The following is a 24,252-nucleotide window of genomic DNA, read 5'->3' as shown; positions in this document are numbered from 1 at the left end:
GCGTACCGTTAATGTGACCGTTTGTAGATGGGGAACCCATGGGCTGCAATCAACAGCGTCATCAGCGCCGCCATGACGTATTGCACCTGGAAGCCGACGACTTCGCTGTTGGTGATGGCGATACAGGCCATGGCGATGAGCAGCAGCATGATACCACCCAACGAGGCAACGATGTCAGAAACAGCCAGGTACGTGACCCTGAACTCCTCGTCCCTGTCGGCCGTGTCGTACAAGCCTTTCATATACGGCATATAGTAGCCGGTCGTCATTACCTCGTTGATGATGTTGAAGGCCACGGCCGCCAGTGGTGTGCCAATCAGGAAACGCACCAGGTGCAGGCTGCTGTTGCCGATGACAGAATAGGCGAGCAGCTGCTTGCCCCGCCGCTTATCAATCAGCGTGCCATAGATCTTGGCGATGATCAGCGAAGCGAAGATGGTGACCGAAGCAATACCACCGATCTGCGCATACACCTCGTCGGAACCACTGGTAAAGACCACCAGCACCAGGAACAGCGGCCAGATGATACTGGAAGCGATGACATCCGCGCCGATACCGACCTGTGACAGCAGCGGCCGTTTGTACTCACGCCACGGGAAGTGGCGCAGATGCACCCGCCGGTGCGTCTCTACCGGCTCCGGCGTAAAGAACAATGGAATCGCCGCCACTACGAACAGGGCGAGGGCCACGATGATAGTGACCTGCGGCCCGAACGCTAGGGCGATAAGACCGCCGATCAGTGGACTGAGCGCCGTACCGATACGGTCCATTATCTGCATAAAGCCGATTTCCTTGCCGGCATGCTCGCCGTGCTTCACTTTGGAGAAGTCGACATTGTAGCTGATGTTGAACAGCGCATTACCAAACGCCTGCGGCACCAGATAGACCAGCAGCATGACACTTCCCAGTTCGGGAATAAGATACAGGGCGATGAACGACGGCAGGAACATGATATTGCTCAGCAGCGTCGCATGCTTGGGGCCGATATAGCCGATGATGTATGCCGCCGGCACACAGCTGAGCGCCCGCACCAGGTAGTAGACCGCAAAGAAGCCCAGGATGAACATGATGGAATAACCATTGCGGAACAGATAGACCGCCACGAAGATGCCGATCATGTTGATGGCGACCGAACGCAGCATGCGCAGCGCGTACAACTCGGCGAGCTCACTGAAACCGATATGACGCCAAAAATGTTGGCGCCACAACAGCCGGTGCAGGATGTGGGTGAATAACGGTTTCATTTGCTTATTGAGGTGTTTGCTCTTGACTGGATGCTATCCCTTAGTATAGCGCATATCCGACAGCCTGAACACAGGGGCGCCGCCGCTTGCCCGCGGCGGCACAGTATCGCATAATGCCCTGTATGAGGATTTACTTTTCTGGCCTGGGCGGCGTCGGTATCGGCCCGTTGGCCGAGATCGCGGCCGATGCCGGCTACCTGGTGGTCGGGTCGGACCTGTCCGAAAGCCCGGTGACACAACAGTTGCGGCAACGCGGCGTCACCGTCCATATCGGCCAGGATGGCAGCGCTCTGCAGGCCGAGCACGACAGCCAGCCGATTGATTGGTTCGTCTATACTTCCGCCCTGCCCGCCGACCACCCCGAACTGGTGCTGGCCGGTACGCTTGGCATCCGCACCAGTAAACGCGATGAGTTGCTGGCCGAAATTATCCGTATCCGCAACCTGCAGCTCATTGCCGTAGCCGGCACCCACGGCAAAACCACCACCACCGCCATGGTCACCTGGCTGTTTCAGCGGTTTGAGCAGCCGGTCAGCTACTCTGTCGGTGCGCCGGTCAGTTTTGGCCCGAGCGGCCTGTTCAATGCGGCCAGCCGGTATTTTGTTTACGAGTGTGATGAGTTCGACCGCAATTTCCTGCACTACCACCCTCGCATCGCCGGCATCGTCTCCGTCGATTACGACCATGTCGACACCTACCCCACGCGTGAAGACTACAAACAGGCCTTCCGCGATTTCATCACCAGATCCGATACTACCTATCTTTGGGAAGCTGATGCCGCTTATTTTGCAGCCGCCGGCCTGCCGGGCGTACGGCCGCTCGGCAAGGATCCGCTGCTGGATGACATACGCCTGCCGGGCGAGCACTACCGCCGCAATGCCATGATCGCCATTTCTATCGTCAACCAGGCAACGGGCATCAGCCTGGAGGCCCTCAAGGCCGCCATCGCCGACTTTCCAGGCTCCAGCCGGCGGTTTGAGCGCTTGGCCGAGAATCTCTACACCGATTACGGCCACCACCCCGTCGAAATCACCGCCGTCATGCAGATGGCCGCCGAATTGAACGAGCATGTCGTCCTGGTGTACCAGCCGCACCAGAACCGCCGCCAGCATGAGCTGCGCGCAGAGTACGCCGACTGCATGATGAAAGCCGAGCGCATCTACTGGCTGCCGACGTATCTGAGCCGGGAGGATCCTGCTCTGCCGGTGCTAAGCCCTGCCGAGTTGATTGCAGGTCTGCAGAACCGTGCCGCCGCCGTGCCGGCCGAGATGGACGACGCACTCTGGCAGGAGATCAGCCAGGCCCGCGCCGCCGGCAAACTGGTGATCGTCATGGGCGCAGGCAACGTTGACGGTTGGGTGCGGCAAAAGGCCGCCGGGCTTACCGCAGGCGCTTAAGCGAGCCGTCGGACAGGAGCGTATAGAGCTGGGACGGGGGCGTGTCGGGGGCGACCGTTCCACCGTCCAGGTAAAAATCAACTGAGTCGCCGAAGTAGGCGTGCGCCTCTTCGATAGTGCGGGCCGGCGGGTGGCCGCCAGGATTGGCGCTCGGCGCCAACAGCGGCCCCGTCACTTCCAGCAGCTCACGCAGCCAGATGGGTGCCGGGATGCGGTATGCCAGCGTGTTGTCAATCAGCGGCAACCAGACTGGTGAACGGCGGGCTGGCAGTGCTACGCTGACCGGACCAGGCCAAAGCTGGCGCAGGGACTGCCGGGTAATGTCTGGCAGCGGGTCATACAGGTGGCCTTCGTCGGCGGCCAGCACGATATACGCCTTGCCTGGCTCGCGCGAGCGGACATCGTGAATGCGGCGCACCGCCTGCTCATCATCGGCCCGTGCGACGATACCATAAATAGTATCGGTCCGAAGGATGCCGATCTGGCCTTTGCGTAGTAACTGGGCAGCCTTCTGCCATTCTTCCTGGGGCAATTTCATATGTGTCCTATTGTAGCCTATCTGTAAATTCACGGTATACTATAAGGAAATGAACGAAACCGTCAACCAGACCATGGATGTTTTAGCTTTGAGCGACATTGCCTCGTGGGTCCTTCGGCATGGCCCGCTTATCCTGACCGTGCTGCTTCTGACCGCCCTGGTCACGCATTTCATCGGCAAACTGATCGAAGTCGCCGTCCGCAATCTCATCCACTCCAGCCGCTTCACCCACCGTGGCATGAACGAGGAAGACCTGACCAAGCGGCAGAACACCCTCATCAGCCTGTTCACCGCCATTGCCCACTCTGTGCTGTGGGTCATCGCTGTGCTGATTATCGTCAAATCCATCTTCAAGGAGCTTGACCTAACGCCGCTACTGGCCAGTGCCAGCGTCATCGGCGTGGTCGTCGGCCTGGGCGCACAATCGGTCATCAAAGATCTGCTGACCGGCATTATTATCATTTCTGAGAATCAGTACCGGGTGGGTGACGTGATCGACATCGATACCGGCTCCGGCGCCTCGGGCACCGTGGAGCGTATTTCCATCCGCTCGACCGTCCTGCGTGACGATGACGGCAATGTCCACTACGTGCCCAACGGCACCATCGCCCATGTCGTCAACAAGACCATGGGCTACAGCCGCGTCAACCTGGACATCAATGTCATGCCCGATACCAACATCGACAAGCTTGCCAAGGTCATCGACGAGACCGGCCAGAAACTAAGTGACAGCGAAGGTTGGAAGGATAAGATTCTTGAGGCGCCGAAGTTCACGACCATCGGTACGTTCAGCGACACTGCGCTTGAGGTAAGCGTTACCGGCAAGACCCTGCCTTCACAACAGTGGTCAGTTGCCGGCGAACTGCGCCGCCGCCTGCTGACGGCGTTCCGCAAGCACGGCATTGAGCTGGCGCCGAAGTAAGCTACTGGTTCTGCTGAAGCAGCGCGCCTTCGTCTGCGCCGCCGATACCGATAGCACTGTCGTCAAGCACCGGTGAATCAAAGCCGCCGATTCTTCGCAGCTCTTCCTGTCGGACCCGTAGTTCGTCAATCTGCTCACGGATGGCCTCCGCCGTGATTGGACTGGTCGTGTCGATCTGCTCCTGGCCGCCTTCGGCCTGTGACGGCCGGAGGTCTTTGCGGATATCGGCGTACTTGGGCTTACTGAGGTCGATACGGGAGAGGTTACTGCGCAGATAGAGCACCATGTTGATGCCGGTAAGGATGACCGCCACACCGATACAGAGACCCAGGGCCAACGGCAACCCCATACGGCGCGTCTTGCGGCTGCCGTGCTCCTCGCGGCCGCCCGGCCGGTCATGCGGCGGGTGATGTATTCTGCCAGGTTCCATATCTTATTGCCCCTCCCCGGTGGGTTCCGGCAGGTTGATGACCGGTGTATAGCGCTGCTCCAACTTTTCCAGCTCGGCGATGTATTCGCTGATCAGCGCGTCACTACGCCTGATGGTCTCGGCCAGGGTGGCACGGTCGATACGGGCTTTGTCGAGCCAGTCGTGCAACAGCTCGGGGTTCGCTTTGCAATCGGAGTGTACGGCGCCATTAAGGTCATCCGAGTAGATGCTGAACTGGCTGCCGAACTGACTGCGGCCAACCAGCTCCTGCAGCTCGGCGGCGATACGGATCAGCTCGGGAGCATCAACGTTATTGCCGGCCACGCGGCTGTTAAAGGCTGAGATATAGGGCAGCAGGTTCTGGTCGTACGCACGTCCGCGGCGGATGCGGTCGGCCGCCTCGTTCTTGATGATGACATCGAGCCGTGTCTTGATGACGTTGCAGCGCTCACGGAGCAGCTGCAGGCGCTCCGGCGTCGGCTCGGCAGCCTGTACAGGCTGCACAAGCGTGACGGCCGTCGTCAGTGCGGCCAGCGCCAACAACAAACCCGCACCCGCGTAGGGCGCACATACCGAGCGCACGACATGCGCCATCCGACTGACCGACTTTTGCATACGGACTATTATGATACTTGGCCGCTCCCTGTCAAACTAATCATGGTACCGTGGCGCTCAACCATGCCCTCGGCCAGGAGCGCAGACAAGGCTGGGTCGAAGCGTTCGCCGGCGGCGGCGTACGTGTCGTTGATTGTCTGGCGCAGCGACTCTTCGGGCATAGCACCGCCAGCCAACTCACGCACGATGGCACCGCGCACCTGCCGCAACGACCCTTCAAAACGGCTTTGCTTCTTATAGTGCCGGCTTTGCGCCAGGTTGCTCGGCCTGGTGGCCTTGAGGTGAGTGCCGTAATCCATCAGGGCCCAATACCATTCGCGCGGATGCGTCTCATCAAGCGTCTGCTCCAGCAGGTGACGGATGGCTGCGTCGGCCACGGCGGATTCATCACTGAGGAAATGGTGGATATAGACAGTGCGTATGTTAGTTTCAATGAAGACGACCGGCCGGTTGTAGGCATAGGCCATGATCGCGCCCGCAGTGTTACTGCCGATACCCGGCAGCGACTGCAGTCCCGCTGAGTCAGTCGGGAACTCGCCGCCATACGCCTCGATGACCATGGCGGCCGCCTGGTGCAGGAAACGCGCCCGGCGGTTATAGCCCAGGCCGACCCAGGCGGCCACGACATCGGCCAGTGGCGCCCCGGCCAAGGCAGTCACATCAGGGAACCGCTGTATAAACTGTTCGTACTTTGGAATGACGCGTGCCACCTGGGTCTGTTGCAGCATGATCTCACTCACCATGATGCGGTACGGATCGGCAGTGTGACGCCAGGGCATATCACGGCGATGTGTCGAGAAATAGCCAGTCACAACCGCTCGGAAATCGGCCACCTCATGGGGCTGAAGGGTTACGGCGGGGGTAGTGATGGTCTTACGCGGAGTCTGCGGCATCTTCTGATTGTAGCAAAGACACAAGCGGCAATGAGAAGTGCGGTTGCGGCAGTAATTGCCGGCGCCGCACCGCCCACCGCAGACTGGTGTCCGTTCGCCAGCAGGGTGAGTACATCCGGTCTGTCGGCGCGGGAGCGGACATGTTGTTTACGGACAGTGCCATCGGGCGGATGAGCCTGTTCGTGCGTAGCTGCGTCTGTGGGTTGCCCGGACAGCACGTGCTCAGACCCGGCGGCAGGCGCCGGCGCCGTCGTTGCAGCAAGGACGGGATGACGCAGGTGCTGCACGCCCTGCAACCGCTCTGCCTGCGACGCATCCGGCCCAGGCATCACATTCGCCACCAGCACGGTCGGGCTGGCAACCGGCACGCCCGCATCTCCTCCCGCGATTATCGGCGTGACCGTCACGGTAAGGCTGCCGGCCGGTACGTCGGTGACGACCAGGGTGCGCTCGGATGTCACGGCCACCAGTTGCCGCTGACCAGTCTGCTGCCGGTCCGCCTCAACCAGATAGCGCACAGCCTCATGCTCGCTATGGCCAGCCGCCCGCCAGGAAAGACTGACAGCGCCAGCCCCATCCGGCTCGGCCCGCACCTCAGCGATTGCCGGCGGCACGGCAACCGGCTCGCCTGCCGGCCTGACGTTGATAGCCAACGCTGCCGTATAGCTGTCATACGCCATCCTCCCCTCGGCAACACCCGCCGCCACCCGCACCCTGGCAAATCCCTGACACTGGCGCGGCCGCTTGAAGCGCAGCGGAGCGGCACCCTCGGCCTCACTGCCGCCACTGATCTCGAACAGGCCGTCGCAGTCCAAATCCCATTCGTAGTACACTCCGCCGGCCTGCCTGGCGGCCCCAATGCGCCCCTCGGACAGATCGGTCGTCTGCAGCCACAGCTGGTCTTTTGTCGTACCGGCCAGCGGCGTAGCCCGGAATTCCGGCCGATGGGCAAAAGTGCCCGCCAGGCGCCAGTAGCAGTACCGTGAACAGCCGTATGTCACATGTCTGCCGCCCAACAGATCACCCAGGGCATCGAGCGCCGGTTGCTCGGTGCCTGCATATGCCCGGGATTCACGGCCGGTCATCGCTCCGAGTCCGTAGCGGAAATCAATGTTCTGCCCGGCATACCGTTTGGCCACCTGGCGCAGCGCCGCGCCATCAGCGAAGTTCTCGTACAGCGGCCGCCCGTCCTGCCAATCATTCCAGCCTGCCGGCTGGCTGTGCGCATGCACCACCACGACCCGCTGGGCATCCGTCCGCCAATCCATCTCTGCCGCCCGCAGCAGACCTTCCAACATGGCTGATTGGCGCAGCGTCACATACTCACGGTGGCCTTCGGCATATCGCGCCACCCTGCCGGCAAAGACGGCTGCATCATCCGTAAAATCACTCAACACTACGGGCGGGACGGCAGGCTCTGCGGCATAGAAGCCGACGGCCGCCACCCGGCTGTCGCAAGCGCCAGCCAACATACTGCGTGCCTCTGCGCCCATGACCTGCTCGGCCAGAAAACCGCTGCTCCGTACCGCTTCGCTCAGTTCGACCGCCAGCACAACATCCTGCCGCGAAGGTGCGCAGCCAGGCAGCGGCACCGTCCCGTCGCTCGCCAGCTGTTGCTGCATACGCCTCCCCGCCTCCCGGCCAGCCAGTGCCACTTCGCGCTCCAGATACCTGCCATGCTCGCCAAAGAACAGCGTCCCGCTGCAGATACCATCCTGATCCCGGCACCAGCTCCCCACCTTTTCCGCCAGCGACGGCGGCACATAGGGCGAGCGCGCCCCCAGGATGCCTCGCACGCTGCTGTCCGCCGAGCCGCGGTACCAACTGCCGGCCGGCCGTGCCTGGGCAGCATCGGCATATGTCAACCGGGGGTCCCCGAACAGCTGCACCGAGAGGATGGCCGCATCATACCGCCGCATCCGTTCATCGCTCAGCGCCTCACCGATGACCTGCGCGCCTTGCGAATACCCCGCCATCACGAACCGCGTGCCGGCACAGATCACCGCCCGGTTTTCTTCGGAGCGCAAAAATTCAAACAATAATTCCTTACCCTCCAGTACGCTCCGCTCGTACTCCCCGATCTTCAGCCACGACACCGAGAACTTCGCCCCGATGGCATTGACCGCCTGCGGCGCCCAGATCCGCGCGTCCTGGTTCAGCCGGACATCAACGCCCGCCGCCGGATAATTACCATATGTACCAGGCATCAAGCGGCCCAATTCCACATACCCCACCTTATCCGTCAGCCCCGTCACCCCCTGTACCGCCTGCCTGAAGCGCTGCTCCTCCATGGCACCGGCCGGCTGCCCGGAACCGCGGGCATATATCACCATGATACTCTTACAGCTTTGCTCGCCGGCCACCGCCGGACGCCCTGTCATGCCCCACCAGGCGATGCACGCACCCGTCATCAGCACCGCCGCCATTCCCTTTATCATCAGTGTCTGTTTCATGCCGGCATGGTAGCAGTCATACTGCTGTTACAAAAAACAACTATTAATTATTAAACGCACCATCCCCGGTACATGCTGCGATTTTTAATGAACCGTCGCCTTTTACACCTCATCAGTATTGCTACAATGAGTCCATGCATTTCGTGATTTCCGACGCCCAGGCCCGCATTGCTGCCGCTCATCTTAGCCGGCATGACACCTGTTTGGCGCCGGTCATCCGCCAGACCGGCCCCTGCACCATCCGTCCGCACACCGATTATTACCACGAGCTCGTCCGCTCCATTATCGGCCAGCAGCTCAGCGTCAAAGCGGCCGCCACCATCACCGACCGCTTCACCGCCATTTTCGCCGGAGCATTTCCGGCGCCACAGGCCATCATCAACTGCCCGGACGACACGCTCCGCGCCGCCGGGCTCAGCCGCTCCAAAGTCGCCTATGTCAAAGATCTGGCCCGGCACGTGCTTGACGGCCGTATCGACTTCGCCGATATCGAACACCGCTCCAACGAACAGATCATCATAGAGCTGACCGCCGTCAAAGGCATCGGCGAGTGGACCGCCCACATGTTCCTGATGTGGGCCATGGGCCGCCTCGATGTGCTTCCTACTGGCGACCTGGGCGTCCGTATGGGCATGCAGAAACTCTATGGTCTGCCCACCATCCCCGCACCTGCCGAGATGATCGTCATCGCCGAACAGCATCACTGGCACCCTTTTGAGTCCGTTGCCAGCTGGTACGTCTGGCAGTATCTTGATAACGCGCCAGGCACTCCCAGAACGTAAGCTTTTTAATTGACTTTTTATAAGATTTGTGATATAATGTAATAGCTCGAAATAGAGCGCTCCATGCACCTCCGATCGAAGAGGATCTCCTCATGAACACCCCGCTTCCGCACGTGCAGCTCGTCCACTACGGCAACCCCTACACACTGTTGGACGACCCCGACCTGCGTACCCTCCTCACCGAGGCCGCCAAGTCCGCCTTGCAGGACCCAGTGCCCCACGGCATCCTGCGGAACTCTCCGCTGGAGCCCCGGGCGCTCGTCCTGCTGGACCCGACCGACCGCTACTCGCGTTCCGAGGACGCCCTGCTGTTGGTCGTCACCACCGGCAACGGCACGCACCACGCCCGGACCATGGCCCACCAGGCCGCCGGTCTGCTGCGCGACTTCGGCGACCTGCAACACCGCTACGCCGGCAACCCGCCGGCCCACCTGATGCCGCACCCGCACGAGAACACCGGTGCCGCAGACATCAACGGTGCCTACGTCGGCTGCCACGGCTTCGGCTACTGCAGCCAGCAGGTGGCCACCGACCTGGGGCACGCCTTCGCACAGCTGCTGGCCAAGACGCACGCCAACCGAACCTCGTACGCCGACCCAGCCACCATCGCCATGCCGTCCTACGCCGCCATCCACGGCGGTGAACAGCCGGCGCGCGTGCCCCGGACGTGGAACTTCCCGATCTGACCCTGCACGGAGCAACCCCGCCCCCGCATCAGCGGTGGGCGGGGCGGTCTCCCAGCTTATAAGCTATCGATTGTAAGTTGAGACATCGCCCCAACCTTTAAGCCACTACGGCCCGAGCCGGTTGATATCCCGCGGGAACAACGTCGCTTCCTTGACGTTGTTCAGCCCGATCAGCTTCTGCGTCAGCCGCTCCAGCCCAAGGCCGAAGCCGCCGTGCGGCGGCATGCCGTAGCGCATGGCCGTCAGCAGTGGTGTGAAGCCAGGATCTTCAGGATCACCACCTGCCAAGTCCTTCAGTTGCTGCACCACCTTCTCATACACGTGCTCGCGCATGCTGCCGGTAGTAATCTCGACGCCGCGGAACAACAGGTCCACGCGGTCAGCGATCTCCGGCGTCTCATCGTTGGCCTTGTGATAGAACTTCATTTCGCTGGCCGGCCATTCGGATACGAAGACAGCTTCCGATCCCAGGTTCTTCTTAGCATACTCACAGATCCAACGCTCCTCATCCGGCCGCAGGTCCTTCTCACCCACAGAGTTCTCACCTGTCGCCTTGGAGTACTTCTCGTGAATCTCAGACATGGCAATGGTCGGAATCTCGGCAGTCAGTACCGGCTTGGTAGCGTTCCAGCGCTTCAGTTCGGTCTCATGGCGTGCCCAGACATCATCGACCACACGGTTCAGCAGCCCGCTCAAGAACTGCTTCAGGTCTTCAAGCGTAATGAAGCCCATTTCACCGTCAACAGAGGTGTATTCGGACATGTGGCGGGTCGTCGCGCTTGGCTCAGCCCGGTACACCGGCGCGATCTCATACGCCCGCTCAAACACACCCACCATCATCTGCTTGTAGAACTGCGGGCTCTGGGCCAGCGTCGCCACCTTACCGAAGTAATCAAGCGTAAAGACCTCGGCGCCGCCTTCGGTCGCCTCGGCCAGCAGCTTGGGCGTGTGCATCTCCGTAAAGCCGTGCTCGTCAAAATGGGCGCGCATGCTCCGGGTAATGGTCGCCTGCACCTCAAAGATTGCCCGCTCCTGCAGGTTGCGCAGACCGATGACGCGGTTATCGAACAAGGTGTCCAGGTTGTCGGGCTTGTGGCCCAGCGGTTTATCAATCTCAATCGGCGGCTCGTCGGTCACCGGCACCAGGACGTCCAGCGTCACATCGTGCAGCTCGGCGCCACCAGGTGCCCGCGGCTCTTCCTTGGCCGTACCGGTTACCGCCAGCACGGTACCCACCTGCAGTCCGCGCAGCTTCTCCACTTCGTCCTTGTCCTTGATGACTACCTGTACCAGCCCGCTGCGGTCGCGCAGGTTGATGAACGTCAGGCCGCCCAGCAGGCGCTTCTTGTGCAGCCAGCCTCTTACGGTAATCTCTTTGCCGACATGTTCAGCCACGGCACTGTTCAAAATTCGTTCCATAGTAAATATCTCCAATGATCACTTTTCAGTATACGGTATGGCCTGGGAGAGGGGTCGTAAGCGAATAAAGCAGCCGGTTTATTCACCGACCCCGTCATTCATATTGGTATCACTTACGAAACATGTCATTGCGATTTACTATACCACATTACACATCTTTGCGCTGCTTGGGTACGTTGTTGTGGCGCGGATTCTTCTCGGCCACCGCCCGCAGATCATGATGCTGGTCGAACTCATCGACGATGCGCCGGCCCAGCAAAGCCTCTATCACGTCCTCCAGACTGAGCAGCCCCACCGTCTCGCGATACTGGTTCACCACGATGAACAGATGGTGATGCGTCCGCAGGAAGGCTGCCAGCGCATGCTCCAGACTATGGTCCTGCCGGATGTAAAAGATATCGTGGCGCGTGGCATCCTGCACTGTCTTGAACTTCGGGTTCAGTGGCACCAGGTCATGCGTGTAAAGCATGCCGGTCATGTGGTCGATATCCTCTCCATAGACCGGGAAACGGCTATGGCCGCTCTTGTGCAGCCGGTCCAGCAGCACCGGCCCCAGCGTGTCGGTCTCGCGGATCGCCTCGATGACCGTCCGCGGCGTCATAACGTCTTCGACCGTCTTGGCACCGAAGGCCAAGCCATGCTTCAGCAGGCTCATCTCGTGCTCGTCCAGTACCGTGGTGGTGGCCAGCCTGTCCAGCAGCTCCTGCTTGGTGTAGACGAACTGGCCTTTGTTCAGCGGCGTTTCGCCGCGCAGACGCTGCAGCACCGGCCGGCAACGCTCGACGATCTCCAGGATTGCCAGCTCATGCTGCGCGTACAGCCGCTCGGCCTGGGCGATGACCCACTTGGAGCGGACAGTCGCCTCAATCTGCAGCAGCACCACGAACATGATCGGAATCGCCCACCAGGGACCGGCCAGCACCACCGTCAGTACGATGACCAGCACGAACAACAGCAATTCCACCAGATATTTCAGCTCACGCAGCTCCGGCAGCAGCTCGTCGCGGCGCCGGGTCTCAATGGCCACTTCGTCGCCCGCCTTGATGCGGCGGTCCAGTTCGTAATCGGAGACACTGCTGCGGTGCAGCCGGACGGCACGCAGTGCAATTAACAGCAGCCATAAGAGAACGTCGACAACCAGCAGCAAGATAGAGATGAACATCGTACCCCGATTGTACCACGGCCGACCCCTGCTGTAATTTTGCGCCGTATCTCATGTCATCCTCAGCCAATTGCGCTATATTAGTACTAGTACTGTTTTATCCGAAAGAGAGGGAGATCTGCATGGACAAATGGAAATGGCTTATTTTTGCCGGGCTTGGCGTACTGACGATCGCGCTGCTGGTCATTACCAAACCACAAACCGCTAAGTTCGAGGGCGATCCTGCCAAGATCGTCGCCGACGACCGCGTCTACGGCAACGCCGACGCCAAAGTCGTCTTCATCGAGTACGCCGACTTTCAGTGCCCCGGCTGCGGCGCCCTGTTCTCGCCGCTGACCCAGGCCAAGGAGCTCTATAAGGATAAGGTCGCCTTCGTCTTCCGCCACCTGCCGCTGACCTCTATCCACCCCAACGCCAAGGCCGCTGCCGCTGCTGCCGAAGCCGCCGGGCAGCAGGGTAAGTTCTGGGAAATGCACGACCTGCTCTTTGGCAATCAGAGTGAGTGGTCCGAGGTATCGGCCGACGCCCGTGGCAGCTTCTTCGAGAAATACGCCAAGCAGCTGAGCCTGGACATTCCCAAGTTTCAGACCGCCGTCGCCAGCAAAGAGGTGGCCGACCGTATCAACCGCGACCTGGGTGCCGCCCAAAAGGCCGGCATCCAGCTCAGCACGCCGACCGTCGTCATCAACGGCAAGACCATCGACAACAGCAGCATGTCTGAAGAGATCAACGGCCAGAATATCTTCACGGCCGCCAAGATCAGCAGCCTGCTCGATGCCAAGCTGAAGGAAGTCGGCGAAACACCGCCGACCCCCGACCCGGCTGCCCAGCCCGCACAGCCGACCGGCGAAGCCAGCCAGTAGGCTGCAGCCTATCAAAAAGACGCTGCAATCACGCAGCGTCTTTTATATATGCGTCAGTTTTTGTAAACTAAAACGCCCGCCCCGGTGCCGTACTCAGGCACCCCAAAGGCGGACGCGACGTGTATAGCCATACATCGCTCAGGCGGTTATATAACTAATGCTCGATATATTCTAACCAAGATGGCGCAACGTCTACCGGTATCCGCTTGCTCCTGGAAGGAACTATGCGGATGGTGATAGGCATAGACTACTCCTCGTTTATTGGTATATGCACCTTGAGGCATGACTCCGTCTTGCCCTGGCGGGCAGTCACGTGGAGCCAGCGTTTTCTACACTCGCAGTTTCGGCTTAGTCCGTGAGCGGACCGTATCGCCTAGTAGAAAAGGCAACCCCAGGAAATGTGTCCTTTGATGACCTTGCAAAAAACACAAAAAGTAGTATAGCAATAAGCTGCTTCCATGTCAAGACCACAACGAAGCGCGAGCGTTTTATCTGCCCGCTTTCATCCCTGTTATGGCGTCGTCATTTAAATGATGCGGCGCCTCCTGGCAAGTGTCAGAAGAATGACCGTCACAATGACCGTGATGCCGATAACCATGAAGTAGCCGCGCAGGTCGCCGGTGCCGCCGTTGGTCTGCATCGGTAGGTCGATGTTCATGCCATACATACCAAAGAAGACGTTCGGCAGCGCGATGGCCACCGTCGCCGCCGTCAGCCATTTCATCGAGCGGTTCAGGTTGTTGCTGGCAATGGTGGAGTAGGCGTCGCGGATACTGGCCACCGTCTTGATGTTGCTGCGGCAGGCCTCGATGGACTGTTCGTTATTGAGCAGCAGGTCCTCGACGATATCCTGGTCCTCATGGAACAGCGGTATGTGACGGCCCAGCAGCAGGCGGCGCAGGATGGCCGTGGTCGGCAGCAGCGCCGAGAGGAACTCGTTAAGCTCGTCCTCGATCATCACGAAGTTGACGAAATCATCATTATTGATATCGTGCTGCTTCAGCTGGACGCGCATGTATTTGATCTGCCGGCCGACGTTATTAATGAAGTTTTCATATTGGTCGGCGATCTGCGCCATGATCTGCAGTACCAGTTTGGTGCGCTGGGTGGTAGCAAAATCAATTTTGCCGTTCACAAAACGCTGCAGACGCGGCAGCGGCTGGGTCGAGATGGTGATGAAGGTGTTAGGCCCGACCACGAACAGCAGTGGCGCCGTGGTTATCTCGATGTCCTCAGTCGTGAAGGCATAGCGCACAAAGATGTAGTTGGTGTCGCCTTCTTTTTCCAGGCGCGGCATCTCATCGGCGTCGAGCGCATCCTTGATGTGGCCGGCATCGAGCTTGAACTCGCGCACCAGCATGTCGATTTCCTGTTCGCTGGGGCCTTCAACGTAGACCCAGGCGCCCGCCTGGTATTCCTGCAGTTCACTGACCTGCTTGGAGCGGAGGTTTTTGTAGAAATATCGGATCATTTTTTTCGCCCCATCCAGGCGGCACGCGTTATACTTAAGCTTAGTATACGCGCACAATAGACATAAGCGCTAGACAAAACGAGAAAATCATCAATGAATAGCCCTAAACTCCGCCTGGTGATGCGCCAGCGCCGCCGTCAGGTAGCCTTGCCTTTTGGCGCACAGCGTTTCCTTTCGGTGCTCGAAGGCGTCGAGGGCGGCTTTGCTGTCGGATCGGGCGTCATCGCCGGCTTGAGTTTTGCCAGCATCACCAATCTGCGCACCCTGGTCATCACCGCCGCCATCAGCATCCTGCTGAACGGCTTCAATGCCGCGGCGCTCAAATACACCAGCGAGCACTACGAGGATGAGCTGGACGGACATGTCAAACAGCACCGCTTCCAGGCCTATTTCATTCCGGCGGCCATCGAGTTCGCCGCCTACTTCCTCATCTGCGGCCTGACGCTGATTCCGCTCGCCATCTTCCCCCACCACCTCGAGGCTGTCATTTGGAACTGCGCCCTGACCTGCATTGTGCTGTTCGCAGCCGGCATGTGGAAAGGCTACTTATTGCACACGCGAAAGCCTCTGCACGACGGCATCGAGCTGGCCCTGCTTGGCCTGCTGATCATCGGCGGCGGTGCCGGTGCCGGCTATCTCCTGAACGCCCTGTGATATACTGGGGATGACACGGGAGGGGTAAAACACAAACATGCACGGCAACGTCTTCGCCGAACTAAGTCTGGTCATCGCGCTGGCGACAGCCATCAGTTTGATTATGCGCTGGTTGAAGCAGCCCCTGCTCGTCGGCTACATCCTCACCGGCATCCTGGCCGGCCCGTCGGTGCTGCATCTGATAGAGAACGGCCCGGCCTTCGAAAGCTTCAGCGAAATCGGCATCGCCCTGCTGCTGTTCATCATCGGCCTCGAGTTGCGCCTGAGCGTTATTAAGACACTGGGCCGCACCGTGGTGCTGACGGCGGCGGCTACCATCGGCGGCATGGCCCTGGTGGGGCTGGTCATCTGTCTGGCCATGGGCTTCACGCTCCCCGCCTCACTGCTGATAGCCACCGCCCTGACCTTCTCATCGACCATCATCATCGTCAAAGTTTTCAACGACCGCAAAGAAAGCAGCCGCCTCTACGCACAGATCGCCATCGGTGTCCTGCTGATCGAAGATATCCTGGCCACCTTCGCCCTTCTGTTTGTCAACTCCGGCGATAGCGGCACCACATTGCTGGCGCCGCTGGCCAGCATCCCGGCCCTCCAGGATACCGAGCGGGAAATCCATAACTTCCTGATCAGCACCGACACCCTGGCTATCTTCAACCTCACCACCAAGGGCATACTGCTGGCACTGCTCCTGTGGCTCGCCAGCAGCAAACTGCTGCCGCGCGTCGCCCACCACATCGCCAAGTCGCAGGAGCTGCTGTTCCTGAGCGCCATCGCCTGGGGCTTCGGCGTGGCGACTATCTTCCAGCTGGCCGGCTTCTCCATCGAAATCGGCGCCCTGTTCGCCGGTATCGCCCTGTCGTCGCTGCCGTACACCCAGGAAATCGGCGCCCGCCTGAAGCCCCTGCGTGATTTCTTCATCGTGCTGTTCTTCGTCGTATTAGGCGAGCGGCTGGAGCTGCACAACCTGCTGGGGGCGCTCGGCCCGGCCCTGATCCTCTCGGCCGCCGTCCTCATCTTCAAGCCGGTGCTGGTCATGGCCGCCCTCGGCCTGATGGGCTACACCCGGCGCACCAGCTTCAAAGCGGCCGTACCGCTGTCGCAGATCAGTGAGTTCTCTATCATCCTGGTGGTGCTGGGGGCTAATGCCGGCATCGTCGGCAATGATGTCGCTGCCGTCATCACACTGGTGGCCGTTATCACCATCGGCGCCTCGGCCTACCTGCTGCAGTACGACAGCCTGCTATACGCCAAGCTGCAAGGCAACCTGCAGCTGTTTGAGCGGCGCGTCATCAAGGAGCACGCCCACCGGCCCAATACGTACCCCCTGGTGCTATTCGGGTACAAGAAAGGCGGTCACGAGTTCCTCAAGGCTTTCCAGAGCATGCACAAGCGCTACGTCATCGTTGATTACAACCCCGAGGTCATCGAAACCCTGGAGCGCCAGCGCCACACCGTGCTTTACGGCGACGCCACCGACACCGAACTGCTGGACGAGCTGAACCTGCCCAAGATCAAGCTGGCCGTCAGCACCATCTCCGACCATGCCACCAACCAGTGGCTGATCAAGCGCCTGCTCAGCCACAACAAAGAAGCTGTCTTCATCTGCACGGCCGAAAATTACAATGACGCCGCCGAGCTCTACCGCCTTGGCGCCACCTATGTCATGATTCCGCACTATATCGGTTCGGAGCGCATCAGCAGCTTCATCAAGCGCAACGGCATGAGCAAGAACCAGTTTGACCGCTACCGCGAAAAGCATCTGCTTTCCATCGGCCGGGCGGCCATCTCCAAAGATAAGTAACCGCCGTTACGCTGCCTGCCTGGCCGCCTCTGCCTTGTCCCTCTGATACGCCCGGCGACGGCGCAGCCGTTCCGCTTCCCGCCGTTCGGCCTTGGCCCGGCCTTCAGCCCGCATTTCCTCCAGTATTGCCAGTAGCGATATGACCTGGCCGCCCAAGGCCTGCTCGCCGCTGCCGCCACCTTCCTTATGGTCGATAATCTTGCCACCCCGTGCTTCCCGCTGGCAAGCCGGGCAGTAGATGCCGCCGTGGGCCGTCCGCTTGGCGTCAACCGTCTTGCCACAGCCTGGCAGCGGGCATTTCACGCATTTCAGGCTATCACTGTGCATGCCCATGGCCTCGGCCTGTTGAGCAGATGATTCATTCGGTGTCGGGCAGTCACCGCTATAGTCGCCGCTGGCCTGCTGCTCGGCCACCGCCTCGTCCTGCAGCGACGTCACCGTCTTGCCGTGCAGCCGGGCATCAATCGCCGCCGCCAGCCGCTGCCGCAGGCCTTCCAGCTGCCGGTTGCGCTGCGACACGTCCCGCACCGTTGCCATGACCCGGCTGATGGCCTGCATGTGCTGGTCGCCAAGGTCCGTATGACCTTGTACATAACTAAGGGCATCTGACTTATTGGCAAAACGGCTACCGGCGAACCATTGGCCACCAAGACGCTTGGTCAGTACGGCATCATAGCTTTCACGTACCAGGCCGGGCAGCCACTCTGCCTCCTCCGGCGTTGCCGTGAATACAAAACGCTGGGCCAGTACCTGCTCAGACGTCTGCCCGTCGGGGATCCGGCCGCCAAAGGCCGCCGCCACCGCCTGCAATCCCTCGTAATCAGATTGGTCAAGCGAGATGGTGGTGCTGTGCACCGTCGTGCCCTCCACGTGGTACAGACGTACCATGGCCCGCATACGCTCGCGGTTATAGCCGCCAAGGCTGGTCGAGCCGTCGCGTACCGCATCGGGCAGCGGCGAGACTACCATCAGGCCATTGCCGTCCAGTTCACCGCGCGCCAACTGCTCCACCATCAGCATCTCCTCCGTTTCCAAGCGGGCGCGCTCGGCTTGGAAGGCGTTCTCGGGGTGGATGGCGGCTTCGGCCTGGGCCGCCTTGTAGCCATTCTCAATCACCGTCACAAACCGGTCGCCCAGTGACGAATAGACGTAGCCGTCCTCGTCCAGTTTAAAATCGATCGTCGTTTCCACCGGCAGGCTGAGCCGCTCGGAAATATCAGTCATCTCCTCAAAGCGGAGATAGTTCTCATAATCAAGTTGTTCGTGGCGGCGGCGCATGGCTGCGGGGCGCAGCGGCCGCTCGGCGGTGTCTGTCTTCATACTTCCTGCTCGGGAATCGCTTGGGCGAGGCACACCGTGTCGGACTTTGACCGTTGCGGCACAGCGCATGACTTTCACATGCTTCCGGTATGCTCTAGCGTTATTTTGTTAAGTATTAGCAGTATATAACGCTATGGGTGGGGTGTATATAGTAAAAAGCACACTAGCTGTAGCGTACACTAGCGCTAGTGCCACTTTTACATATAGACACACTATGTATGACAAGTTATACTTGTAAGTCGTACTAGTCATAAAATCAAAGGAGTAGCCATGCAACCCCACTCCAGCTCCCTCTACGGCGTCGCCACGGTCGGCGCCAAGGGCCAGGTCGTCATTCCGGCCGATGCCCGCGAGCAGATGAATATCAAACCGGGCGATAAGCTGATCGTCTTTGGCAAGCAGACCCCCAATGGTTACGGGATGATCTGCCTCAGCCCCTTGGAGAGCGCCGAGCAGTTCGTGGCCGAGCTGACCAGCCAGATCACCCGCACCAAAGCAGTCATCGATGACGCCCGCGCCAGTGACAACACTCCCGGCAGCGATGATATGCCCGAGGACCACGACTGATATGCTACAAGCCATTCCCCACCGCCAGAAAATCACCGTCCTAATCGCCGTCATGAGCGGCCTGTTCCTGGCGGCACTCGACCAGACCATCATCGGCACCGCCCTGGGCCGCATCGTCGAGGAGTTCAACAGCTTTGAATCGCTCAGCTGGATCGTCACCGCCTACCTGGTCACCAGCACTATCACCGTCCCCATCAGCGGCAAGCTTTCAGACATGTACGGCCGCCGCAACCTGCTGCTGGCCGGCGTGGCTGTCTTTACGCTTGCCTCGTTCCTGGGCGGCATCGCCGGCAACGTCGAAGCCTTGATCGCCGCCCGCGCCCTGCAGGGCGTCGGTGGCGGTATCCTGTTCAGCAGCGCCTTCAGCATCATCGGCGACCTGTTCACGCCCAAGGAGCGTGGCAAGTGGCAGGGTGTCTTTGGTGCGGTCTTCGGCCTGTCCTCCGTGGTCGGCCCGCTGCTGGGCGGCTTCCTGACTGATAACCACGTCGTCTTCGGCCTGACTACCGACTGGCGCTGGACCTTCCTTATCAACGTCCCTATCGGCTTGGCCGTCTTTGCTCTGATCGCCGTCACCTGCCCCAATTTCAAACACGAGACAAAGCACAAGATCGACTTCCTCGGCGCCGGCCTGCTCACTATAGCCCTGACCGCCCTGATCTTTGCCTGCGAGAACGCCGACAACATCTTTGGCAGCTTCCTGGACGCCACCGGCCTGACCGGTACCGCCCTGCGCGTCATCTTCGGTGTCATCGCCGCCATCTTTACCGTCCTCTTCCTGATGGCCGAGCGGCGGGCCGCTTCACCTATTTTGCCGCTCCACCTCTTTCGGCTGCCGGTCTTCAGCCTGACTATGCCTATCGTGCTGCTGTTCGGTGCCGCCTTCATGGGCGCCATCATCTACCTCACCCAGTACCTGCAACAGGTCCTGGGCGCCTCCGCCACCGACTCCGGCCTGATGCTGATGCCGATGATCTTCGCCCTGGCCGGCACCAGCGCCATCACCGGCCGCCTGATGAGCAGCGGCGTGCGTTACAAGCCGCTGTTGATCGGCGGCATCGTACTCTTGCTCTTTGGTATGATTTCCTTCGCCACCCTGACCGCCGACAGCACCTTCTTTGATGTCGCCTGGCGCATGGTACTGGCCGGCATCGGCATCGGCGCCAGCATGCCCACCTTCAACCTGATAGTGCAGAATGAGGCGCAGCAGAAGGACATCGGCGTGGCGACTTCATCAGTGCAGCTCTCGCGCAGCCTGGGCTCGACCGTCGGCACCGCCCTGCTGGGTGGCCTGCTGACCGCCGGCGTGGCCGCCAGCCTGGGCGATATCAACCGCGACGCCTTCGTCACCAGCCTCAAGCAAAACCCGCAGGCCGCCAGCATGCTCGGCGCCGGCGGCACCGTCACGGCCGATACTGCCCTGCAGCTGAACTCACCGGATGTACAGAAGAAGATTGAGGCCGGCATCCGCAGTGGCATCGAGCAGTCAGCGCTGCCCGCCGCCGCCAAGCCCGCCGCCATCGACAAAGCATTGCAGCAGCAAAAGGACTTCTCCCATAAAGTGCGCGAAGCCTTTGCCGCCAGTCTGCAGAAAGTCTTCGTCTGGGCGGCCGTGCTGGTGGCGCTGGCCCTGGCGCTAAGCTTCTTCCTCAAGGAGATTCCGCTGCGCGACCGCGGGACGACTGAGGTGGCGCCGGGTCATTAGCCCTGACGCACAGTCCGATACACGCGCCGGGCAGCACTCCACATCCCCTCATCCCCCTGCGAACGACGGAGGTACCACCACTCAAGGCCCCACAGATAGACTGGGGCCTTATCAATTCTGCAGGCAAAGCCGACATTATACCCGAGCCGCTCAGGATTCATCGAAATCGCCTGCTGCTCCGGCGTCATCCGCGGAATCGGCCGGTCACCCCACGGCTCTGCCTGCAGTTCATGCAGGATGACCGGGCGGCGGGTCACCAGCCTGATGACGTTGGCGCGGAAACGGTGCCACCACCAGGCAAACTTCGTCGCCTCGTACTGGCGGCGCTTATTCATGACCATCGTATACACCGAAAAACCGAAGATATCCGGCCACGGACGCCGCCACGGAAAGCCCCAGTTATCACTGAGCGTCATGATGACCGGGTGCATGGGATCAAGCCTTTTGACGGTGGCCAGCTCCTTGCGCAGCCGGGCGTGGCTGAAGTCTTTGTCCGGGCAATGCCCGAACGAGCGCAACAGCGCCTCATTTTCCAGCTGCCAGCTCTCCAGTGCCGGATGGTCACGGTAGCGCTCTACCACCGTCCGTATAAAGGCGTAAAGGTGCTCATACCACTCCGCTTTATCCAGCTTGTGCGCCCAGTCCGGCATATGGCACTCCGGCCATCGCGGCTGCCGTTTGCCCAGACAGAGGCTGACCCGTGCACCGTACTCTGCCGCCATATCCATCTGCCAATCCAGCTCGGCAAAATCATAGCTGCCGGGCTGCTTCTCATGCTCGTTCCAGTAGCTCATCAGGCGGAGACGGCGCACGCCCAGGTCGCCCAGTATGGCGCGCAGGCAGGCTTTGGGCTCCACCGTAAGCTCGCGGCAATACTTCACAGAAAAGCTGCCGCCCAGGTATGGCGTGGGCGCAAGCAGGTGGCGGCGTCGGGGCATGGCTCTTTCCTTCCCTGTCATTAGGTGATTTTCATCAAGTATACCGACTGTACATGAAATAACTATGAAAAAGACCCCTCTCAGGGTCTTTTTCTATAGCAAGGTACATGGCTTACAGCGAGCGGATCAACCGGTCGATGCGCCGAAAGTGTGAGCTTTTGGCACTGGTAAACTCGTATTCAAGTTCGCGGCGTTTGTTGCGTGACATGGGGTGTGTTTCCTTTTCTTTGTTGGTGTTATGGTATGTTTACGGTTGGTATGGTTTTGTTTTTCTGATCATCAAAACATTTACTATTATACATAAGTTTGTTAATTTGTCAATAAGCTTGTGCTTAAATCATTATAAAACTGCCGCACCACCTCTGTAAAAATCATCACTCAAAAAAGACCACCCTCATATAGAAGGTGGTCTTTTGGCATGGTGTTGATCTTACTTGCGCAGGCGGCGGCCGGCAATGACGGCACCGTAAGCGGCCAGGCTGCTAGCCAGGGCGCCCAGGACGGTCGATTCAGGACCGGTGGAAGGCAGCGTCTGCGGAGTGGCCGGAGCGGCGGGCTTGGCTGGGGTGACTGGAGTGACCGGAGTCACAGGCGTAACGGGTACCGGCGGGACACTTACCTTGACGGTAGCGTTGTCGCAGCCGCGCTGCGGGGCATCATTGACTTCGCTGTCGCCGGTAAAGCAGGCTTTGTTGTCGATCAGGTCGCCATCACGGCTGGATACTACCTTGACAGTGAACTCACGGCTGGTGCGCTCGCCCGGCTTGATGCGGCCCAGGTCGTAGCTGACGCTGCGCTGGGTGCTGTCGCCGATCAGCTCAACACCGGCAGGCAACTGGTCGAAGATCGTCGTGCCGACCATGTCGTTGTGGCCCTGGGCGTTTTCTTCGCCGTCATTGTAGACGGTAATGACATATTTGAGCGTGTCGCCAGGCTTGGCGCTGACAGCTTGGGCTGCGTCGTTCGCATCGACGATCTGGCCGCCGGCAGTAACATTCTGCACTTCTTTGACGATGCCGCCCTTAGGATGCCAGGCCTGGACAGGGGCTGCGATGCTGAAGGCAAGCGCAAGGCTGGTAATACCGACGCCGAAAGTAGTAGTGATACGGTTCATTGTGACTCCTTTGCTTAAGCACAGTCCGCGCCCCATCAAATGACAGGGGTAGTAGCGGGTAACTCTCACTCACTGTGATAATATAATTATAGCAAAAATGCAAGCAAAAGTCAATAGCTATATCATTATTTACAGTTTTGTCTATAGGGTTATGCTTAGCGGCCAGAGCGCTTTTGCCCACTAAAAAACCGGGCCGAAGCCCGGTTCAAAAGCGCCAAGTATACCTTAGTACGACTTATTGACGGATGAGACAACGATATAGCCGATGACATCATGCGTGTCACCTTCGGCCGGCGTCATCAGCGTGCCAGTCACCACCAAGCCCTTGCCATCGCCGTAACTCTCTGGCGAGGCGGCGTTGCGCAGACCGTAGTAGCCATTATTCACCTTGATGCCATAGACACATTCCTGGGTCTGCGGACCGGTCTTGTCCTTCTTTGGCAGGCACTCCAGGCTGCCCGACACCGTGACGATGGCCTTCTGCGGTGCCGGCGTGCTTGCCGAGCCCATCTGAGTGGTGCCAAAGTACAGCGACAGGCCAAGGATAGCCAGGCCGGCAATCACCACGATGGCGAACAGCGTGATGGCCCGTTGCTTGCGCGATACGGCTATCTGCGCCTCGGACGCAGCGCGGCTGGCCTTGGCCGGGGCGCGGCTGGCCTTGGTTACTTTTGTGGTTGGTTTTTTCGCAGGAGATTTTTGATTTTGCTTTGTCATATTGCCACTAGTATGCATGATGCTTATGTTCTTTGTAAAGTTCTTGGCCTAAAAATAAGGCAAAAACAAAGCGCCGGCACCCTATTGTAGGCTACCGGCACCCATTAAGCCTTTTCGCAGCTAGGCTTAATACGCTTCAAGCAAAATTTCATCAGATGTCATGCGCTTGCGTTCGTACTTCTTACGCAGTTTCATACCGCTTACTAAGATCCGTGCATGCTTCGTTCGTGACATATACTCTTCCTGTTTAATTCCCTATTCGTTAGTTAGTTGCGTACCCAAGGCAGATGCTCATAGCTCATGAGTTCGTCGGCGTCGCTGGCGCGGAAGCCGCGTGGCTTCAGAATCCATTTTGCTACCTTGTCACCGAGCCGGTCACGGCTTTTACCTTGCAGAAACGAATGGATTTTTTCATCAATTTGTTCTTGGCTAGGTTGATACATCTTCCCCTCCAGTACTTTAATTGTCGTATCCCTCTATATTGTTAACGCCGTTTGGTGTTCCGTAAGCGTTATCACTATAATACGGTGCCACCTCTTTACGTCGTGTAAATTATTTCAC

Annotated in this window: 23 protein-coding genes; 9 read left to right on the top strand and 14 right to left on the bottom strand. The window is 59.7% G+C overall.

The genetic code is table 11. The features are described 5' to 3' along the window. Positions 1-8: 8 nt before the first annotated feature. Positions 9-1,244 carry an MFS transporter gene (locus JNJ66_07760; protein ID MBL8160322.1) on the bottom strand — a complete coding sequence of 412 codons (1,236 nt, stop codon included), beginning with the start codon at positions 1,242-1,244 and terminating at the stop codon, positions 9-11. Positions 1,245-1,366: 122 nt separating this feature from the next. Between JNJ66_07760 and JNJ66_07755 the strand changes: the two genes are divergently transcribed. Then, positions 1,367-2,641 carry a hypothetical protein gene (locus JNJ66_07755; GenBank protein MBL8160321.1) on the top strand — a complete coding sequence of 425 codons (1,275 nt, stop codon included), beginning with the start codon at positions 1,367-1,369 and terminating at the stop codon, positions 2,639-2,641. On the opposite strand, the gene JNJ66_07750 is transcribed toward JNJ66_07755, so the two are convergent. After that, positions 2,625-3,179: an L-threonylcarbamoyladenylate synthase gene (locus tag JNJ66_07750; GenBank protein ID MBL8160320.1), complete on the bottom strand. Its 555-nt coding sequence runs from the start codon at positions 3,177-3,179 to the stop codon at positions 2,625-2,627. The two genes, JNJ66_07755 and JNJ66_07750, sit on opposite strands and share 17 nt — an antisense overlap. A 49-nt stretch (positions 3,180-3,228) precedes the next feature. Here JNJ66_07750 and JNJ66_07745 point away from each other — a divergent pair, with 49 nt between their 5' ends. Continuing rightward, on the top strand, positions 3,229-4,101 hold the full coding sequence (locus tag JNJ66_07745) for a mechanosensitive ion channel family protein (protein MBL8160319.1): 873 nt from the start codon (positions 3,229-3,231) through the stop codon (positions 4,099-4,101). A 1-nt stretch (position 4,102) separates the two neighbouring features. On the opposite strand, the gene JNJ66_07740 is transcribed toward JNJ66_07745, so the two are convergent. Genes JNJ66_07740 through JNJ66_07725 form a run of 4 tightly spaced genes read right to left on the bottom strand, consistent with a single transcriptional unit; the run spans position 4,103 to position 8,477 of the window. After that, positions 4,103-4,531: a hypothetical protein gene (locus tag JNJ66_07740; GenBank protein ID MBL8160318.1), complete on the bottom strand. Its 429-nt coding sequence runs from the start codon at positions 4,529-4,531 to the stop codon at positions 4,103-4,105. 3 nt (positions 4,532-4,534) lie between these two features. Further along, positions 4,535-5,146, bottom strand: a complete 612-nt coding sequence (locus tag JNJ66_07735) for a hypothetical protein (protein ID MBL8160317.1) — start codon at positions 5,144-5,146, stop codon at positions 4,535-4,537. 8 nt (positions 5,147-5,154) lie between these two features. Continuing rightward, on the bottom strand, positions 5,155-6,039 hold the full coding sequence (locus JNJ66_07730) for an A/G-specific adenine glycosylase (GenBank protein ID MBL8160316.1): 885 nt from the start codon (positions 6,037-6,039) through the stop codon (positions 5,155-5,157). Further along, entirely contained in the window at positions 5,997-8,477 is a 2,481-nt protein-coding gene (locus tag JNJ66_07725) for a cutinase family protein (GenBank protein MBL8160315.1), read from the bottom strand. Before JNJ66_07725 ends, JNJ66_07730 begins: the two co-directional genes overlap by 43 nt. Before the next feature lie 149 nt (positions 8,478-8,626). On the opposite strand from JNJ66_07725, the gene JNJ66_07720 reads away from it, so the two are divergent. Both JNJ66_07720 and JNJ66_07715 read left to right on the top strand, forming a co-directional pair. Continuing rightward, positions 8,627-9,274 carry a DNA-3-methyladenine glycosylase 2 family protein gene (locus JNJ66_07720; GenBank protein ID MBL8160314.1) on the top strand — a complete coding sequence of 216 codons (648 nt, stop codon included), beginning with the start codon at positions 8,627-8,629 and terminating at the stop codon, positions 9,272-9,274. Between the two features lie 92 nt (positions 9,275-9,366). Further along, positions 9,367-9,960 (top strand): hypothetical protein, encoded by a 594-nt coding sequence (locus JNJ66_07715; protein MBL8160313.1) that lies wholly within the window; start codon positions 9,367-9,369, stop codon positions 9,958-9,960. Positions 9,961-10,065: 105 nt separating this feature from the next. Here JNJ66_07715 and aspS read toward each other — a convergent pair whose 3' ends face one another. Continuing rightward, complete coding sequence (gene aspS, locus JNJ66_07710) at positions 10,066-11,379, bottom strand: aspartate--tRNA(Asn) ligase (protein ID MBL8160312.1); 1,314 nt, start codon at positions 11,377-11,379, stop codon at positions 10,066-10,068. Between the two features lie 148 nt (positions 11,380-11,527). Continuing rightward, entirely contained in the window at positions 11,528-12,541 is a 1,014-nt protein-coding gene (locus JNJ66_07705; GenBank protein MBL8160311.1) for a CBS domain-containing protein, read from the bottom strand. A 122-nt stretch (positions 12,542-12,663) separates the two neighbouring features. Here JNJ66_07705 and JNJ66_07700 point away from each other — a divergent pair, with 122 nt between their 5' ends. Beyond that, positions 12,664-13,404, top strand: a complete 741-nt coding sequence (locus tag JNJ66_07700; GenBank protein ID MBL8160310.1) for a thioredoxin domain-containing protein — start codon at positions 12,664-12,666, stop codon at positions 13,402-13,404. A 526-nt stretch (positions 13,405-13,930) separates the two neighbouring features. Here the strand turns inward: JNJ66_07700 and JNJ66_07695 are convergent. Continuing rightward, positions 13,931-14,875 carry a magnesium transporter CorA family protein gene (locus tag JNJ66_07695; GenBank protein ID MBL8160309.1) on the bottom strand — a complete coding sequence of 315 codons (945 nt, stop codon included), beginning with the start codon at positions 14,873-14,875 and terminating at the stop codon, positions 13,931-13,933. 93 nt (positions 14,876-14,968) lie between these two features. Between JNJ66_07695 and JNJ66_07690 the strand changes: the two genes are divergently transcribed. Both JNJ66_07690 and JNJ66_07685 read left to right on the top strand, forming a co-directional pair. Beyond that, positions 14,969-15,529 carry a VIT1/CCC1 transporter family protein gene (locus JNJ66_07690; GenBank protein ID MBL8160308.1) on the top strand — a complete coding sequence of 187 codons (561 nt, stop codon included), beginning with the start codon at positions 14,969-14,971 and terminating at the stop codon, positions 15,527-15,529. Positions 15,530-15,566: 37 nt separating this feature from the next. Further along, positions 15,567-17,330: a cation:proton antiporter gene (locus JNJ66_07685; GenBank protein MBL8160307.1), complete on the top strand. Its 1,764-nt coding sequence runs from the start codon at positions 15,567-15,569 to the stop codon at positions 17,328-17,330. A gap of 6 nt (positions 17,331-17,336) precedes the next feature. Here JNJ66_07685 and JNJ66_07680 read toward each other — a convergent pair whose 3' ends face one another. Further along, positions 17,337-18,650, bottom strand: coding sequence for a hypothetical protein (locus tag JNJ66_07680; protein ID MBL8160306.1), 1,314 nt, complete (start codon positions 18,648-18,650; stop codon positions 17,337-17,339). Positions 18,651-18,920: 270 nt separating this feature from the next. Between JNJ66_07680 and JNJ66_07675 the strand changes: the two genes are divergently transcribed. After that, positions 18,921-19,217 carry an AbrB/MazE/SpoVT family DNA-binding domain-containing protein gene (locus tag JNJ66_07675; protein ID MBL8160305.1) on the top strand — a complete coding sequence of 99 codons (297 nt, stop codon included), beginning with the start codon at positions 18,921-18,923 and terminating at the stop codon, positions 19,215-19,217. A gap of 1 nt (position 19,218) precedes the next feature. Then, positions 19,219-20,922 carry an MFS transporter gene (locus tag JNJ66_07670; GenBank protein MBL8160304.1) on the top strand — a complete coding sequence of 568 codons (1,704 nt, stop codon included), beginning with the start codon at positions 19,219-19,221 and terminating at the stop codon, positions 20,920-20,922. On the opposite strand, the gene JNJ66_07665 is transcribed toward JNJ66_07670, so the two are convergent. From JNJ66_07665 to JNJ66_07650, 4 genes are all read right to left on the bottom strand, one after another. Next, positions 20,919-21,860, bottom strand: coding sequence for a beta-galactosidase (locus tag JNJ66_07665; protein MBL8160303.1), 942 nt, complete (start codon positions 21,858-21,860; stop codon positions 20,919-20,921). The two genes, JNJ66_07670 and JNJ66_07665, sit on opposite strands and share 4 nt — an antisense overlap. Before the next feature lie 430 nt (positions 21,861-22,290). Beyond that, positions 22,291-22,974: a DUF11 domain-containing protein gene (locus tag JNJ66_07660; protein ID MBL8160302.1), complete on the bottom strand. Its 684-nt coding sequence runs from the start codon at positions 22,972-22,974 to the stop codon at positions 22,291-22,293. A 225-nt stretch (positions 22,975-23,199) separates the two neighbouring features. Beyond that, positions 23,200-23,691, bottom strand: a complete 492-nt coding sequence (locus JNJ66_07655) for a hypothetical protein (GenBank protein ID MBL8160301.1) — start codon at positions 23,689-23,691, stop codon at positions 23,200-23,202. 266 nt (positions 23,692-23,957) lie between these two features. Beyond that, positions 23,958-24,134 carry a hypothetical protein gene (locus JNJ66_07650; protein ID MBL8160300.1) on the bottom strand — a complete coding sequence of 59 codons (177 nt, stop codon included), beginning with the start codon at positions 24,132-24,134 and terminating at the stop codon, positions 23,958-23,960. Between the last annotated feature and the right edge of the window lie 118 nt (positions 24,135-24,252).

The organism is Candidatus Saccharibacteria bacterium (genome assembly GCA_016789455.1).
In the GTDB taxonomy this organism is placed as follows: domain Bacteria; phylum Patescibacteriota; class Saccharimonadia; order Saccharimonadales; family Saccharimonadaceae; genus CAIJKY01.
The sequence above is the reverse complement of the archived record's forward strand: the minus strand, read 5'-3'. Positions and strand labels throughout refer to the sequence as shown.

What these genes read in the sequence shown, in the direction of transcription:
- JNJ66_07650 (MBL8160300.1), bottom strand. Translation starts at nt 24,134, where the DNA reads ATGTATCAACCTAGCCAAGAACAAATTGATGAAAAAATCCATTCGTTT.
- JNJ66_07680 (MBL8160306.1), bottom strand. Translation starts at nt 18,650, where the DNA reads ATGAAGACAGACACCGCCGAGCGGCCGCTGCGCCCCGCAGCCATGCGC.
- JNJ66_07745 (MBL8160319.1), top strand. Translation starts at nt 3,229, where the DNA reads ATGAACGAAACCGTCAACCAGACCATGGATGTTTTAGCTTTGAGCGAC.
- JNJ66_07700 (MBL8160310.1), top strand. Translation starts at nt 12,664, where the DNA reads ATGGACAAATGGAAATGGCTTATTTTTGCCGGGCTTGGCGTACTGACG.
- JNJ66_07715 (MBL8160313.1), top strand. Translation starts at nt 9,367, where the DNA reads ATGAACACCCCGCTTCCGCACGTGCAGCTCGTCCACTACGGCAACCCC.
- JNJ66_07755 (MBL8160321.1), top strand. Translation starts at nt 1,367, where the DNA reads ATGAGGATTTACTTTTCTGGCCTGGGCGGCGTCGGTATCGGCCCGTTG.
- JNJ66_07670 (MBL8160304.1), top strand. Translation starts at nt 19,219, where the DNA reads ATGCTACAAGCCATTCCCCACCGCCAGAAAATCACCGTCCTAATCGCC.
- JNJ66_07720 (MBL8160314.1), top strand. Translation starts at nt 8,627, where the DNA reads ATGCATTTCGTGATTTCCGACGCCCAGGCCCGCATTGCTGCCGCTCAT.
- JNJ66_07740 (MBL8160318.1), bottom strand. Translation starts at nt 4,531, where the DNA reads ATGGAACCTGGCAGAATACATCACCCGCCGCATGACCGGCCGGGCGGC.
- JNJ66_07695 (MBL8160309.1), bottom strand. Translation starts at nt 14,875, where the DNA reads ATGATCCGATATTTCTACAAAAACCTCCGCTCCAAGCAGGTCAGTGAA.
- JNJ66_07660 (MBL8160302.1), bottom strand. Translation starts at nt 22,974, where the DNA reads ATGAACCGTATCACTACTACTTTCGGCGTCGGTATTACCAGCCTTGCG.
- JNJ66_07750 (MBL8160320.1), bottom strand. Translation starts at nt 3,179, where the DNA reads ATGAAATTGCCCCAGGAAGAATGGCAGAAGGCTGCCCAGTTACTACGC.
- aspS (MBL8160312.1), bottom strand. Translation starts at nt 11,379, where the DNA reads ATGGAACGAATTTTGAACAGTGCCGTGGCTGAACATGTCGGCAAAGAG.
- JNJ66_07665 (MBL8160303.1), bottom strand. Translation starts at nt 21,860, where the DNA reads ATGCCCCGACGCCGCCACCTGCTTGCGCCCACGCCATACCTGGGCGGC.
- JNJ66_07705 (MBL8160311.1), bottom strand. Translation starts at nt 12,541, where the DNA reads ATGTTCATCTCTATCTTGCTGCTGGTTGTCGACGTTCTCTTATGGCTG.
- JNJ66_07735 (MBL8160317.1), bottom strand. Translation starts at nt 5,146, where the DNA reads ATGCAAAAGTCGGTCAGTCGGATGGCGCATGTCGTGCGCTCGGTATGT.
- JNJ66_07675 (MBL8160305.1), top strand. Translation starts at nt 18,921, where the DNA reads ATGCAACCCCACTCCAGCTCCCTCTACGGCGTCGCCACGGTCGGCGCC.
- JNJ66_07685 (MBL8160307.1), top strand. Translation starts at nt 15,567, where the DNA reads ATGCACGGCAACGTCTTCGCCGAACTAAGTCTGGTCATCGCGCTGGCG.
- JNJ66_07730 (MBL8160316.1), bottom strand. Translation starts at nt 6,039, where the DNA reads ATGCCGCAGACTCCGCGTAAGACCATCACTACCCCCGCCGTAACCCTT.
- JNJ66_07725 (MBL8160315.1), bottom strand. Translation starts at nt 8,477, where the DNA reads ATGATAAAGGGAATGGCGGCGGTGCTGATGACGGGTGCGTGCATCGCC.
- JNJ66_07760 (MBL8160322.1), bottom strand. Translation starts at nt 1,244, where the DNA reads ATGAAACCGTTATTCACCCACATCCTGCACCGGCTGTTGTGGCGCCAA.
- JNJ66_07655 (MBL8160301.1), bottom strand. Translation starts at nt 23,691, where the DNA reads ATGACAAAGCAAAATCAAAAATCTCCTGCGAAAAAACCAACCACAAAA.
- JNJ66_07690 (MBL8160308.1), top strand. Translation starts at nt 14,969, where the DNA reads ATGAATAGCCCTAAACTCCGCCTGGTGATGCGCCAGCGCCGCCGTCAG.